At 72.0% G+C, this 14,459-nt stretch carries 7 protein-coding genes and 1 pseudogene; all 8 read right to left on the bottom strand.

What is annotated here, in order from left to right:
• A pseudogene (locus C1701_RS14345) lies at nt 1-1,646 on the bottom strand (EboA domain-containing protein).
• Nucleotides 1,643-2,497, bottom strand: a complete 855-nt coding sequence (locus C1701_RS14340) for an SCO3242 family prenyltransferase (RefSeq protein WP_026419367.1) — start codon at nt 2,495-2,497, stop codon at nt 1,643-1,645. Before C1701_RS14340 ends, C1701_RS14345 begins: the two are co-directional and overlap by 4 nt.
• Nucleotides 2,498-2,757: 260 nt before the next feature.
• Complete coding sequence (locus tag C1701_RS14335; RefSeq protein ID WP_051314101.1) at nt 2,758-3,957, bottom strand: inositol-3-phosphate synthase; 1,200 nt, start codon at nt 3,955-3,957, stop codon at nt 2,758-2,760.
• A gap of 182 nt (nt 3,958-4,139) precedes the next feature.
• Complete coding sequence (locus tag C1701_RS14330; RefSeq protein ID WP_103056027.1) at nt 4,140-9,005, bottom strand: ThuA domain-containing protein; 4,866 nt, start codon at nt 9,003-9,005, stop codon at nt 4,140-4,142.
• Between the two features lie 386 nt (nt 9,006-9,391).
• Entirely contained in the window at nt 9,392-10,564 is a 1,173-nt protein-coding gene (locus C1701_RS14325) for a Gfo/Idh/MocA family protein (RefSeq protein ID WP_026419370.1), read from the bottom strand.
• Between the two features lie 100 nt (nt 10,565-10,664).
• Entirely contained in the window at nt 10,665-11,720 is a 1,056-nt protein-coding gene (locus C1701_RS14320; RefSeq protein ID WP_026419371.1) for a substrate-binding domain-containing protein, read from the bottom strand.
• A 153-nt stretch (nt 11,721-11,873) separates the two neighbouring features.
• Nucleotides 11,874-12,812 (bottom strand): ABC transporter permease, encoded by a 939-nt coding sequence (locus tag C1701_RS14315; protein ID WP_051314178.1) that lies wholly within the window; start codon nt 12,810-12,812, stop codon nt 11,874-11,876.
• A 155-nt stretch (nt 12,813-12,967) separates the two neighbouring features.
• Complete coding sequence (locus tag C1701_RS14310) at nt 12,968-14,455, bottom strand: sugar ABC transporter ATP-binding protein (RefSeq protein ID WP_026419373.1); 1,488 nt, start codon at nt 14,453-14,455, stop codon at nt 12,968-12,970.
• Nucleotides 14,456-14,459: the final 4 nt, after the last annotated feature.

Raw genomic sequence — 14,459 nt, 5'->3', positions numbered from 1 at the left:
TCAGGCTCCCTCTCCGGGGTCGGCGGCACTGGTCGGCGGCCGGCCCTCGTCGGTGGCCAGCAACGCCAGGGCATCGGCGGGGACCTCCCGGCCGGCGGCTCGGCGTTCGGCCGCGTAGTCGGCGACCATCCGCAGCAGCTCGGGGTCCGTCCGCCTGGTGAGCTCGGCGACGGCGGCGAGCGGGACCTCCACGAACAGGCACTTCAGCACGCCGTGGCGCCAGGAGTGGTCGTCGAGGTGCGCTGCGGCGAAGGGCCCCATCGCCGCGGCGACCAGGCGGACGTCGTTGGCGCGCAACGCGTCCCGCACGGCGAGCAGGCCGGCCGCGACGACCGGGTCGGCGGGGTCCGGGGCCCGGCCCGCGACGGCCGCGAGCCCCCGCAGCAGACCCCGCTTCTCGGCGTCGTCGCCGTAGCGGTACAGCTCCCGCAGTTCCCTGGCGAGTGCCTCCGGCTCCGCCTCCAGCGCGGCGACCAGCGCGGCGACGATCAGGGTCCTGGCCTGGTCGTCCACCGTGCCGTGCACGAGGCCACCCGGGTCCTCCTCCGGTCTCAGCGCCGCTCGACCGACTTCCCGGCCGACGGCCGGGAAGAGGGAGCGGACGGCGGTGGGACCGCTGGTGACGCGGTGGACGGCCTCGTTCAGCCAGGTTTCCGCCTGGTCCTGCCCGGTCATGTTGACCTCCCGTCGGTGAACTCGCGCCGGTCCTGTTCGGACCGCCCGTCGCTGGTGGGGAGCGCCGCCGTGAGGGCCGTCAGCGCGCGGCGGGCGGTGTCCGGGGCCGCGTGGGAGTGGCGGGGCAGCTCGACGGCGGCGATGCCCGTGTACCCGACCTCGACGAGCGCGGCCAGGGTGGCGGGGAGGTCGAGCTGTCCCTCGCCGAACTCCAGGTGTTCGTGGACGCCGGGCAGCATGTCGTCGAGTTGCACGTTCGCCAGCAGGGTCCCGGCCCGGCGCACGCAGTCGGCCGCGGTGTCCGCCTCGACCGCGACGCAGTGCCCGACGTCGAGGGTGAGCCGCAGCCACTCCGGCTCGCCGAGTGCGGTGCGCAGGTCCAGCGCTTGGCCCAGGTTCCACACCCGGTGCCCGGGTTCCGGCTCCAGGGCGAGGGGGGTGGAGCGGCGTTCGGCCTCGGCGAGGACGGGCCGGAGGTTGTCCCGCAGGCGCCGCCAGGCGGGGTCACCCGGTGCGGCCGCGCCCCGCGACGCGGGCTCCTCCGCGTCCGTCGGTTCCCGTTCGCCGGTGCCGGGTTCGGCGACGCCCGACCAGCAGGACACGCAGTCCGCGCCGAGGCCCTCGGCGACCCGCAGGGCGCGCCTGAGGAAGTCGACCCGGGGTGCGGCGTCGGGGGACACGAGGGTGGGGTGGTGTTTGCGCCACGGGTCGAGCAGGTACCGGGCGCCGGTCTCCACGACGACCCGGAGGCCGAGGTCGGCGAGGGTGGCCGCGACCCGGTCGACCCGGGCGCCGAGGTCCGGTGCGAAGGGGTCCAGGTGCTGGTGGTCGAGGGTGAGCGCCACCGCCTCGTAGCCGAGGTCGGCGATGACCCGGAGCGCGTCGCCGAGCCGGTGGTTGGCGAAGCCGTTGGTGCCGTACCCGAGGGGGAAGGCGGCACCGCCGGCGCTGGGTGGCTCCACGCCGGTCATGTCTGGCTCACCCGCCGGGCCAGCCGTCGTCCCAGGGGCACCAGCCCGGCCAGGGCCGCGGAGACGGCCAACGAGCCCCGCCTGGCCACCAGGGCCGCCTGGAGGGGGATCATGCCTCGGATCCCGACTCCCGTCGCGGCCCTGGCGTTGGCCGCCGAGGTGTCCCGGGCGGCGGTCAGCTGCGCCCCGCCGACGGTGCGGGCGTAGCCGGCGGCGGCGAGGACCGCGCCGGCGCGGTGCCACCCGCCGCGGGCCGGGCCGAGGACGGCGAGCGCGGTGGACGCGGTGGTGGTGGTGAGGGCGACACCCGCGGCGACGCGACTGGTGCCGTGCACCTCGCCCTGGGCGAGGGTGGTGACGCCCGCCGTGTGGGCGGCCATCGCCAGGGCGCCGGGCGCGGCGGCCCGGGCCGAGCGGGCGCCGGCGCCGAGCAGCACGTCCAGCCCACGGCACACCGCCATCCCGAGGGGCGCGGCCGGGGTGTTCTTGAGCAGCGTGTCGTACGTCCACACCGAGGCGGCCAGCGGCACGGCGATCCGGAGGGCGTCGCGGCCGCCGCCCAGGGCGGCGAGGGCGAGGCCCGCGCCGGTGAGGGTCGTGGCGACTCCCAGCGCGGCACCCGGGCTGATCCGACCGGAGGGGATCGGCCGCTCCGGTCGTTCGACGGCGTCGAGGTCGCGGTCGGCCCAGTCGTTCAGCGCCATCCCGGCGAGGTAGAGGGCCGCGGAGGACAGGGGAAGTCCGAGCCGCCGCCCGGTCAACGGGCGGCCGGCGGCCGCGGCGCCGACGGCGGTGTCCCCGAGCACGGAGAGCGCGGCGGGCAGGCGGACGAGTTCGGCGAGGGTCCGCAGTCGCGCCGCCGGGCCGGCCAGCTCGGGACCGGGGTGGGCCGTGCCGGGCCCGGTGTCCCCCGCGTCCCCGGTGGCGGCGGGTTGGCGGTGTGGGTCGGCCTCGGGTGCGGTCGGAGGGCCGGTCCCGGCGCCGGTGGTGCCGGTGGTTCGCCCGTGTCCGCCGCCGGCGTCGCCGCTCGGCGCCGTGCCCGCTCGGGTGGGCTCGTCGACGGTGACGCCGCCGGGCGCGGGAGGCTGCGGGCGGTCGTGGGGTGCGGGGTTCACCGGGTCTCCCCCTCCCCCCGCGTCGGCTCCCCGAGCTCGTCCACCCAGCTCAGCAGTTGCCGGTACTGCTCACCGAGCCCGTGCTCGCGGTTGCCGTCCGGGTCCTTGAAGAAGAAGGCGAGCGCGCCCAGCGGCCCGCTCCGCCCGTCCGCGTGCGCGGCGGCGGTCAGCCTGGCCAGGTCCAACACGAGAGGAGCGGCGAGCGCGGAGTCGTATCCGGTCCAGGTGACCTGCATGGTCATCCGCGCGCCGAGGAACCCCTCGAAGGACACGTGGTCCCAGGCGGTCTTGACGTCCCCGAGGTCGGGCACGTTGTCGATGTGCAGCGGGGCCGTCACGTCCTCGCCGAGCAGGGAGGAGAGCACCCCGGACTTGGACTCCAGCTTGCTGGCGGCGGACCTGGGGTCGGCGAGGGTCGCGCCGTCCCCGCCGCCGAGCAGGTTCGTGCCCGCCCAGGAACGCACCCGCAGCGCCCTGGTGGTGAACATCGGCGCGAGCGCGGTCCGCAGGAGGGTCTCCCCCGTCTTGCCGTCCGATCCGGCGTAGGGCAGCCCGCGTTCCGCCGCCAGCTCGCGCAGCGCGGGGAGCCGCATACCCGTGGACGGGGTGAAGTCGACGTAGGGGCAGCCGGCGAGCAGCGCCGCGTAGGCGGACAGCGAACTCGGTGGCAGGGGAGCCCGCTGGGGGTCGGTCAGCGCGGCGGTCAGCGCGGCGGCGTCCTGGTGTTCGGGGAGGAGCGTGACCGGGGCCTCCGTGGAGGAGACGTTGACCACGACGACCCGGTCGAGCGCGTGGCGCTCGGCGAACTCGGTGAGGTCGTCGGCGAGTCGGCGCGCGGCGTCGGCCTGGGCTCCCCGGTGGGAGACGGGGTCGTGCCCCGCCCGGATTTCGGCGTCGACGGCGGCCAGGCCGGGTTCGATGGAGGGCAGCAATCGGTGGGGCAGCAGCCCGGCGTCGGCGAGCAGTTCCGCCTTCTTGGGCAGGCACGTGTTCACGATGTCGTGCCCCCCGACGACGATCTCGTCCCAGGTGGGCAGGGGGCAGGCGGAGAACTCGGGGAGTTCGGTCACGCACCCGGTGGCCTCGACCAGGCCGTGTCGTAGCGCGACGAGACCGCTGACGGCGGTGGTGGCCACCGAGCCCCTGGCTCCGATCAGCCACAACCCGGTACGCCCCGGTCTTCCAGTGGTGTTCATCGTCGAACCCCTTCCTTGCGGCGCACGCGGCTCGCCGAGCGTTCCGTCGAGTCCGCTGGGGCGGCGCGGCGCTGGTGACCTCGTTCGAGGAGACCGCACCGCGCCACCGACCAACAGCAGGGTGTGCGGTGGCTCACATCCGCTGGCGGATATGAGCCACCACGGTGGGTGACCGCGGGTCGTCAGTCGCGGTCGACCGCGTTGACGGCCATGTCGAGCACGGCCACCCCTTCGATGGAGGCGATGATCGCCTCCGCGTCACGCACCAGCACCGAGCGCACCTCGGCGTCGCGGACCAGTTCGGCGTCCCCGGCCAGCGCGACGAACTCGCGCAGCTCGTTGATCGCGCCGAGCTCGTCCCCGGTCGCCTCGGCGATCCTGGCGGCGGTGAGCTGACCCGCCAGGGCGGCGTGCCCGCTCAGCGACAGCCGGTTGGTGAGCCGGAACCTGTCGACGAGCTGGCCGACGTCGCGCAGCGAGGTGGTGGTGGCGAACACCAACGACTGCTCGGCGGTGTTGCCGGCGTTGTCGGTCGCGCTGACCGACAACGTGTGGGTGCCCAGGGCCAGCTGGTAGAGCGGGAGCACCCGCCCGGACAGCACGGCCTCCCCGTTGAGCGTGCCGCTCACCGAGTCGATCCCGGAGGTCTCGTCCTCGGCGTGCCAGGAGAGCACCAGGTCCGTGGCGTTGCCGTAGACCACGCCGTTGGCCACTCCGGACACCAGCAGCGTCGGCGCGGTCGCGTCGATCATGATCGTCGCGGCCTTGTCCGCCTCGACGTTCCCGGCGACGTCCACGGCCCGGTACCGCAGGGTGTGTTCGCCGTCGCCGCTGACCTGGACGGGTTCGGTGTACTCCGCCCAGTCCTCCCCGTCGAGGGTCCACTCCACCCTGGCCACCCCGGACGTGCCGTCCTCGGCGGCGAGCTCGACCACGACGTCGGCGTCGTGCCAACCGGCCTCGTTCGGGTCGGCGAAGTCGGCCGTGGTCAGCGGGGCCGTGGTGTCGACCCGGAGTTCGGCGGTGCCGGGCTCCTCCACGTTGCCGGCCACGTCGGTCGACCGGTACTCCACGGTGTGGACGCCGTCACCGGGCAGCGCGAACGGCTCGGTGTACTCGGTCCAGTCGCCGTCGCCGATCCGGTACTCGGTGGTGGCGACACCGCTGCCCTCGTCGCTGGCGTCGAGGGTGACCTCGGGGGAGGTCAGGAACCAGCCCTCGGCGCCGTCGGCCTCCGCCGGGTCGGTGCTCAGGGACGTGGTCGGCGCCTCGGAGTCGACGATCTCCTGGATCTGGACGTTCCGGAAGAACACGTCGTCGACGTCACCGTGGTTCTGGAGGCCGATGTGACCGCTGGTGAGGTCGCGGTCCGGGTGGGTGCTGGTGAAGTCGTTGATCAGCACGTCGTTGAGGTAGACCTTGATGGTCTGCCCCTGGACCACGATCTCGTAGCTGTTCCACTCGCCCTCGGGGTTGAGCGCCTCGTCACGGGCCTCCAGGTCAGCGCCCTGGAAACCGTAGATGGCACCGGTGGTGCGGTCCGGCTCGTCGGTCGGGTCGATCTGGATCTCGTACCCGTGGTTGACGGCCAGCCACGGGTCGTCACCCGGGTCCGGGAACCCGACGAAGACACCGGAGTTGTCGTCGCCCGGCATCATCCAGTCGAGCTTGAGGCTGTAGGCCTCGAACTCCTCCTCGAACCAGTACAGGCCCATGCCCCCGGTGGACAGGATGGTGCAGTCCTCCTGGAGCACGAACTCGCCCGGGCCCGCCTGCTTCCAGCCGCCGAGGCTGTCCTCGGTGCCGTCGAAGAGCATGCGGTAGCCCTCCTCCGGCTCGGCGGGCTCGCAGCCCGGTTGCCCGGCACCCGGGTCGGCGACACCGTCGCCGTGGAAGTGGATGATGTCGACGTCGAAGAGCGCCTCGTCACCGTCGCCGGTGAACACGAAGTACAGCGCGTTCGTGCCGCCCGGGTCGGTGATGTCGACCGGGCCGACGGTCTCGAAGTTCTCCCAGCCGCCGGTGTTCGCGACGTCGACGCTGCTGATCAGTTCGCCGTCGGGCGCGCCGACCCGCACCTCGATGGTGCCGCCGATGCCGCCGGAGGCGATCCGGAAACCGATCTGGTCGACCTGGTGCAGGTTCACCGGGTCGACGGAGATCCAGTCGCCGTCGTGGATGTCACCCACGACCCGGCCACCGCCGGCGCCCTCCTTGCTCAGGACCGTGACGCCCTCGCTGTCGGTGAAGAACTCGGCCTGCTTGTTCTTCAGCTGGAGGACGACCTCGTCCGACCCGGTCAGCGGGGGCAGGTCGCCGGCGCCGTTGTCGGTGTAGCTGGCGTTGATGATGCCGAAGACGTTGGCGTCGTCCCCGTGACCGCCCTCGCCGGGGGTCTCGATGAGCCCGCTGCAACCGTTGACCCGGGTCAGCGGGTGGCCGTGGCTGTCGTGCCCGAGGATGTACTCGACGACGACCCTGGAGCAGTCGATCTCGCCGTCCTCGGGGTCGGTCACGGTCACCTCGAAGGGCACCCGCTCACCGAACGCGAAGACACCGCCGTGCACGGGAGCGTTCAGTTCCACCACGGGGGCGGTGTTGCCCACCGAGATGGAGACGGCGGCGGTACCGACCCGCTCGTCGTCGTTGGTGGCACGCAGCCGGGCGGTGTAGACGCCCTCCTCGGTGTAGGTGTGCTCCGCGGTGGCGCCGGTGGCGGTCGCGCCGTCACCGAACTCCCACTCGAAGGCCAGCTCGCCGCCGGCCGGGTCGACCGAACCGGCCGAGTCGAACTCGACGGTCAGCGGCGCGTGCCCGGAGGTGACGCTGGCGCTGATGGTGGCCACCGGGGTCCGCTCGCCGCCGGTGTAGTCGATCCGGTAGAGCGCGGAGTCGTCCGAACCGCCGAACCACTCGCTGCCGTAGTCGAGCACGTACAGCGAACCGTCCGGTCCGAACTCGATGTTCATCGGCTGGACGAGGTCCATCGAGTCGAAGAACGGGTTGATCTTGAGCAGGTTGCCCTCGGCGTCGTGGTGGAGCTCCTTGATCCAGCCGCGTCCCCACTCGTAGGCGAAGTTCTTGCCGTCGTAGTACTCGGGGAACTTGGTGTCGGACTCCAGCTCGGGGTCGTACCGGTAGGTCGGGCCCCCCATCGGGGACTCACTGCCACCACCGAAGGCGGGGATCGAGTCGTCGGTGTACTCGATCCAGGCCGGCACCGACGGCGGCAGCTCGGTCAGACCGGTGTTGTTCGGGCTGTTGTTGACCGGGTTGTCGCAGTCGAACAGCGGGCCGGACTCGCCGGTGGCGAAGTCGTACTCGTTGTACGCCTGGTTGTCGCCGTGGCAGTAGGGCCACCCGTAGTTGCCGGGCTCCTTGATCAGGTTGAACTCGACCAGGCCCTCCGGACCCCGGTTCGGGTCGGGCGAGCCGGCGTCGGGACCGTAGTCGCCCAGGTAGATCCAGTCGGTCTCCCGGTCGATGGCGAACCGGAACGGGTTCCGGAAGCCCATCGCGTAGATCTCCGGACGGGTCTTGTCCGTACCCGGCTCGAAGAGGTTGCCCTCCGGCACCGTGTAGCTGCCGTCCTCCTGGACGGTGATCCGCAGCAGCTTGCCCCGCAGGTCGTTGGTGTTGGCGGAGGAACGCTGCGCGTCGAAGGCCGGGTTGCGGTCCGGGCGGATGTCGATGGGCGTGTAGTTGCTGGAGGCGAAGGGGTTGGTGTCGTCCCCGGTGGACAGGTAGAGGTTGCCCTCGGAGTCGAAGTCGATCTCACCACCGGCGTGGCAGCAGATGCCCCGGTCCGCCTCGACGTGGATGATCTCCTGCTCGCTGTCCAGGTCGAGGGTGTTGTCCTCGGTGAGCTGGAAGCGGGAGAGGGTGTTGTGCCCGATGAAGGGGGCGAAGTCCTCCGCCGTGCCGTTCTCCGGCGCCTCGCCCGGCGGGGTGTCCAGTTCCGGGGAGTAGTAGAGGTAGACCCAGCGGTTGTCCTCGAAGTCCGGGTCCACGGCGATGCCCTGGAGGCCGTCCTCGTCGTGGTCGTACACCGGGATCCGGGCGGCGAGGGTGTTCAGGCCGTCGGCGGTGGTGTGGAACACCCGGCCGTCGCGGGCGGTGTGCAGCACGCTGCGGTCGGGCAGCACGGCCAGGGCGATCGGCTCGCCGGCCTGGTCGGCACCCTTGGCCAGGGTCACCTGGTCGAAGGAGGAGTCGACGGTCGCCTTGCAGTCGGCCTCGGCGACCCCGGCGGCGGTGCGCAGACCGCCGAGCAGGTGTTCCAGGAACGCGGGCTCGGAGAACGACTCGATGGTGTGGCCACCGCCGGTGTACCAGGAGCGGCCACCGTCGAACTCCTGGCACCAGGCGATCGGGTGGTCGTGGCCCATCGCGCCGCTGCCGGCGTCGTAGCTGTCCTCGTCGAGGGCCGCCAGGACGTGCACGTCGCCGCGCGGGTTGTCCTGGAAGTTGTACCACTCGTCCGTCCGCACCCACTCCTCGTCGAGGTGGGCGGTGGAGGGGTGGACGTGGTCGGTGACGACCGTCGTCGCCTCCTGGATCTGCGGGTGGGAGTCGAAGTAGGCACCCACCAGCTCGCCGTACCACGGCCAGTCGTACTCGGTGTCCGACGCGGCGTGCACGCCGGCGTAGCCGCCGCCGTCCTGGATGTAGCCCTCGAAGGCCGCCTGCTGCTCCTCGTTGAGGACGTCACCGGTGGTGGACAGCCAGACGACGACGTCGTAGTGGCCCAGGTTCTGCTCGGTGAAGTCCTCGGCGTCCTCGGTGTGGTCCACGTGGAAGCCGTGCTCCGCACCGAGCTCCTCGATGGCGGCGACACCGGCCTCGATGGAGTCGTGCCGGAACCCGGCGGTCTTGGAGAAGACCAACGCGTGGAAGTGGTCGTCGTGCTCGTGGTCATCGCCGGGGTGGTCGTGCTCGTCCTCGTCGAAGACCGGGAAACCGATGGGAGGTTTGGGCTGGAAGGTGTTCGCGGCCGTGGCCGCCTCGGCCGGCTGGTCGGCCGCCACCGCGACCGGGGCCGCAGCCATCGCGCTGCCACCGAGAGCGGTCAGGAGCGCCAGTGACAGGGTGCCCGCGCGGGCCGCCGTGCCCCTGGATCTGGTTCTGTGCCCGGTGGTCGCGGAACTCCCGCCGCGCCCCCGTAATGATCGTCGCACTGGTATGTTTCTCCTGTTCTCACCAAGGTTCGTCGCCCGAACAACAGCGCGTTCTCGACGAGCCGGGGACTACTCGACGTTGAGTGCCAACCTCCTTGTTGCGCTTCCCCGTCGCGGTGTGAACCCATCCGCCCCGGTGTCGGCCGGGGCAGGTCCTTCGTGGAGCCGCCGGGGCTCCCGGTTCCCGGCCCGGCTCCGTGGAGGAGCCGGGCGGAACCGTCTCGCCGACCCGTTCGGCCGGCTGGTCTCGTGGTCGACTACGGCACCGGGGTCCAACGGGAGTCGGCGGCGGCGCTGTCCTCCACCGCCCGCAGCACCCGCTGCACCCGCAGTCCGTCGGCGAAGCTCGGCTCCGGGTCGGTCCCCGTGCCCACGGCGGTGAGGAAGTCCGCTGCCTCGTGGGTGAAGGTGTGCTCGTAGCCGAGCCCGTGGCCGGGCGGCCACCACGCCCCGAGGTAGGGGTGCGTGGCCTCGGTCACGAGGATGCGTCGGAACCCGCCCTCGGCCGCGTCGATGTCCTCCTCGTGCAGCCACAGTTCGTTCATGGACTCGAAGTCGAACGCGAGGCTGCCCCGCGAGCCGTTGACCTCCAGCCGCATGGCGTTCTTCCGACCGGCGGCGAACCGGGTCGCCTCGAAGGTGGCCACGGCCCCGCCGGTGAACCGCGCGAGGAACAGGGCGGCGTCGTCGACCGTGACGTCCCCGTACTCGGTGCCGGCCGAGGCGGACAACCCCGCCGATGAGGTGGCCACCGGGCGGCGGCGGACGAAGGTCTCGGTGATGGCCGAGACCCCCGTGATCGCCTGCCCCGTGACGAACTGGCTCGCGTCGATGATGTGCGAACCGATGTCGCCGAGCGCGCCAGCGCCGGCCTTGGTGCGGTCGAGCCGCCAGGTCAGTGGCGAGTTCTCGTCGGTGAGCCAGTCCTGGAGGTAGACGGCCCGCACGTGCCGCACGGTGCCGAGGCGACCGTTCGCGACCAGCTCGCGCGCCAACGCGAGGGCCGGGACGCGACGGTAGTTGAAGGCGACCATGGAGCGGACCCCGGAGGCGGCGGCCCGTTCCGCCGCAGCCACCATCGCCTCCGCCTCGGCCACCGTGTTGGCCAGCGGTTTCTCGCAGAGGACGTGCTTGCCGGCGTCCAGCGCGGCGATCGCGATCTCGGCGTGGGTGTCCCCCGGCGTGCAGATGTCGACCAGGCCGACGTCGTCCCGCTCGACCAAACGCCGCCAGTCCGTCTCCGCGGCCGACCACCCCATCCGGGCGGCGGCGGCCTCGGTCCTGGCCCGATCGCGGCCCGCGAGTGCGACGAGTTCCGGTGCTACCGGCACGTCGAAGAACCGGTGGACGGTGCGCCAGGCTTGGGAGTGGACGGCACCCATGAAGGAGTACCCCGCCATCCCGACGCCGATCGTCTCGCTGGCTGCCATGCTGTGATCCCTCACATTCTCGATGTCCTCACGATCTCGGCGTGGCCGAGAGGACTACCGTGCCGGCCTCCGCCGGTGGGGCCGGCTGGTGCCGTCCAGGTCAGGACGCGAAGCCCACGTCCCGGTACTCCGCGACGTTGTCGCTGGTGACCACTGCCGAGTAGGTGGTGATGGACGCCGGGATCTCGTGCTCGGCCATGTCCCCGAGGCCCTTGGCCTGTCCGAGGAGGCGGGCCAGCGAGATCGCCGAGGCGCACATCGACGGGCTGTAGAGGACCGTGGCCTTGACGACGCTCTCGCCCGACTCGATCCGGTCCATCATGTCCAGTGAGCCCGCGCCGCCCACCATGATGAACTCGTCTCGTCCGGCGTTCTCGATGGCGGCGAGCACGCCGATGCCCTGGTCGTCGTCGTGGTTCCACAGCGCGTCGAGGGAGCTGGCGGACTGGAGCAGGTTGGAGGTCTGCCGCTCACCGCTCTCCACCGTGAACTCGGCCGCGACCCGGTGCGAGACCTCGAAGCCATGCCGGGCGAGCGCGTCGGCGAACCCCTGGCTGCGTTCCTGGGTCAGGGGCAGCGAGTCGATTCCCGCCACCTCGGCGATCACCGGGTCGTCCTTGCCCTGTTCCCGCATCTGCTCGGCGATGTAGTCCCCGGCGTTGACGCCCATGCGGTAGTTGTCGCCGCCGATCCAGCAGCGGTAGGCCAGCGGGCTGTCGAAGACGCGGTCCACGTTCACCACCGGGATGCCGGCGTCCATCGCCTGCTGGCCGACCGCGGTCAGCTGCGCGCCGTCGTGCGGCAGGATGACGAGGACGTCGACACCGTCGTTGATGAGGGTCTCGATCTGCGCGATCTGCTGGCTGGAGTCGTTGGTGCCCTCGGTGGCGGTGAAGGTGACGTCCTCGAACGCCTCGGCCTGCGACCGCGCGTAGGCGGTCATGGCCGCCATCCAGCCGTGGTCGGCGGCGGGCGCGGAGAAGCCGATCGTCACCTCCGGCCCGGGTTCGGCGTTGTCGCCGGCACCGACGCTGACGTTCCGCGGGGCCTCCTGGGCGGCGTCGTTGGAGGTGCAGGCGGACAGGACGACCCCCGCGCCGAGGGCGGTGCCGCCGAGCAGGAAGCGGCGGCGGGCGAACAGTGGCTGTCTTGACATCGAGGACTCCCGAGCACGAGACGTGGACCGCCGGACTTGGCGGCGGCGGACCTGGGGTGTGTTGGCCGCCGACGGCTCACGGGCCCACCGGCTCGTGCCGGTGGACCTCGTCGGGGCGGGCGGCGGTGACCGCCCCGACGACGGACTGCGGTGCTAGGTCGTTCGCGGGTGGTTCATGGTGCGGTACTGCAGGAGCACGGCGACCACGATGATCACGCCCTTGGCGATGTTCTGGATGTCGGTCTCCAGGTTGTTCAGCGTGAAGATGTTGCTGAGCACGGTGAAGATCAACACACCGATGAGGGTGCCGAGGAGGCTGCCTCGGCCACCGGTCAACAGGGTGCCGCCGATCACGACGGCCGCGATGGCGTCGAGCTCGTAGTAGAGCCCGTTGGTGGACGCGCCCGAGGTGGTCCTGGCCGCGACCATGATGGCGGCGATCCCGCAGCACAGGCCGGCCAGCCCGTAGACCAGCGCGACATGGCGCTTGACGTTGATGCCAGCGAGGCGGGCCGCCTCCGGGTTGCCCCCGACGGCGAAGGTGCGCCGGCCGAAGGTGGTGCGGTTGAGCAGGACCCAGCCGGCCGCGAAGACCAGCAGGAACATCCACACCAGGACCGGGACGCCGAGGAAGCTGCCCCGGAAGAAGTCCAGGAACGCGGTGTCCCTGATCACCTGCGTCTGCCGCCCGCTGATGCGCTCGGCGAGGCCCCGGGCCGCGACCATCATCGCGAGGGTCGCGATGAAGGGCACGACCCTGCCGTAGGCGATCAGTATGCCGTTGACCAGACCGGCGCCCAGTCCCACCAGCAGGGCGCAGAGCACCATCACCCCCACCCCGTAGGACTGGGTGGCGACCGTCGTCATCCACACGCTGGCGAGCGCGACCATCGAACCCACGGAGAGGTCGATCCCGGCGGTGGTGATGACGAAGGTCATGCCGACGCTGACCACGCCGATGGCGGCGGCGAGCCGGAGGATCGTGGACAGGTTCCCCTCGGTGAGGAACGCGTCCGGCCGGGTCAGGTACCCGACGACGCACAGCAGGACCAGTACCGCGAACAGTCCCGTGAGCCGGACGTCCAGTCGCAGCCCACCGCCCTTCGTGGCGGCGGGGGCGGTGGGCTGCGGTGCGGACCGCCCGTCTCCGCCGGTTCCACCGGCGGAGCTCGGGGAGCCCGCAGTCTCGTTGGGGGATCTGTCCTCGGCGCTGCCGGCGCCGAGCACCGAGCCCGGTTTCTTGTCGGTCACGCCGCACTCCCTTCCATCACCAGATCAAGCACGTCGGCCTCGGTCAGCTCGTCGGCGGGCGCCTCGTGGACGATGTCGCCGTCGCGGAGCACCAGCACCCGGTCAGCCAGGCCGAGCACCTCCGGGACCTCGCTGGAGACCACGACGACCGCGACGCCGGAGGCGGCGAGTTCGCGGATCAGCCGGTACAGCTCGCTGCGAGCTCCCACGTCGACGCCCCTGGTCGGTTCGTCGAGCAGCAGGATGCGGCACCCGTGCACCAACCAGCGGGCCACCACGGCCTTCTGCTGGTTGCCGCCGGAGAGCGTTCGGATGAGGCGTCGGGGGTCCGCCGGCCGCAGGTCCAGTTCCCGCAGCTTCTCCGTGGCGTCGTCGATCTCCCTCGCCCGTTGGGAGAAGCCGAGTCGGCTGTACTCCGGCAGGCTGGCCAGGGTCACGTTGTGGGCGACGGGGAGGTCGAGCAGGAGTGCCTGGCTCTTCCGTTCCTCGGGCGCCAGTCCGATGCCGGCGCGCACGGCCGCCGGGACGCTGCCCGGCCGGAGTGGCTGGCCGTGCACCAGGACCCGCCCGCTGTCGGGTTTCCTGGCGCCGAAGACGGTCTCCAGGATCTCGCTGCGCCCGGCGCCCACGAGCCCGGCGATGCCGAGGACCTCGCCCGCGCGCAGGGTGAAGTCGACGTTCCTGAACTCGCCTCGCCTGGTGAGCCCCTCCACCCGCAGCGCCTCCACCGAGGCGTCGGTGGTGTTCTCCTCCCGCTTCGGGAAGGCCGCGTCGACCCGACGCCCGGTCATCAGGGACACCAGCTCCGAGGTGGGTGTGGTCTTCGCGTCGAGGTTCCTGGCGACGGTGCGACCGTCCTTGATGACCGTGATCCGGTCACCGATGCGCCGGAGTTCCTCCATGCGGTGCGAGATGTAGACGACGGCCACCCCGGACGCCGTGAGGTCCTCCACGACCCGGAAGAGGTTCTCCGTCTCGTCGGCGGCGAGCGCCGCCGTCGGCTCGTCCATCACGATGAGCCCGGCGTCGTGGGCCAGTGCCCTGGCCATCGACACCAGCTGCTGCCCGGCGGCGGACAGGCCGCCGACCTCCCGGTGCGGGCGGATCTCGGGGTGACCGAGGCGCGTGAGCAACCGGGTGGCCTCCGCCGCCGCCGCGCGGGCCCGGGTGAACCCCCAACGGGACCGCCAGTGGCCGAGGAAGATGTTGTCGGCCACCGACAGGTCGGGGACCAGGTCCAGCTCCTGGTACATGGTGGCCACGCCGAGCCGGAGGGCCGCGACCGGTGACGGCAGCCTGGCCTCGGTCCCCCGCCAGGTGATGACGCCCTCGTCGGGTTGGTGGGCGCCGGCGAGGACCTTGATGAGGGTGGACTTCCCCGCCCCGTTCTGCCCGAGCAGGCAGTGCACCTCGCCGGGCCGCACCTCCAGGTCCACTCCGTCCAACGCCCGCACCCCGGGGAACACCTTGACGATCCCCTCCATGCGC

Source organism: Actinoalloteichus sp. AHMU CJ021, from assembly GCF_002895405.1.
Lineage (GTDB): Bacteria > Actinomycetota > Actinomycetes > Mycobacteriales > Pseudonocardiaceae > Actinoalloteichus_B > Actinoalloteichus_B caeruleus.
Note: the sequence above shows the minus strand (reverse complement) of the source record. Positions and strands in the feature narration are given on the sequence as shown.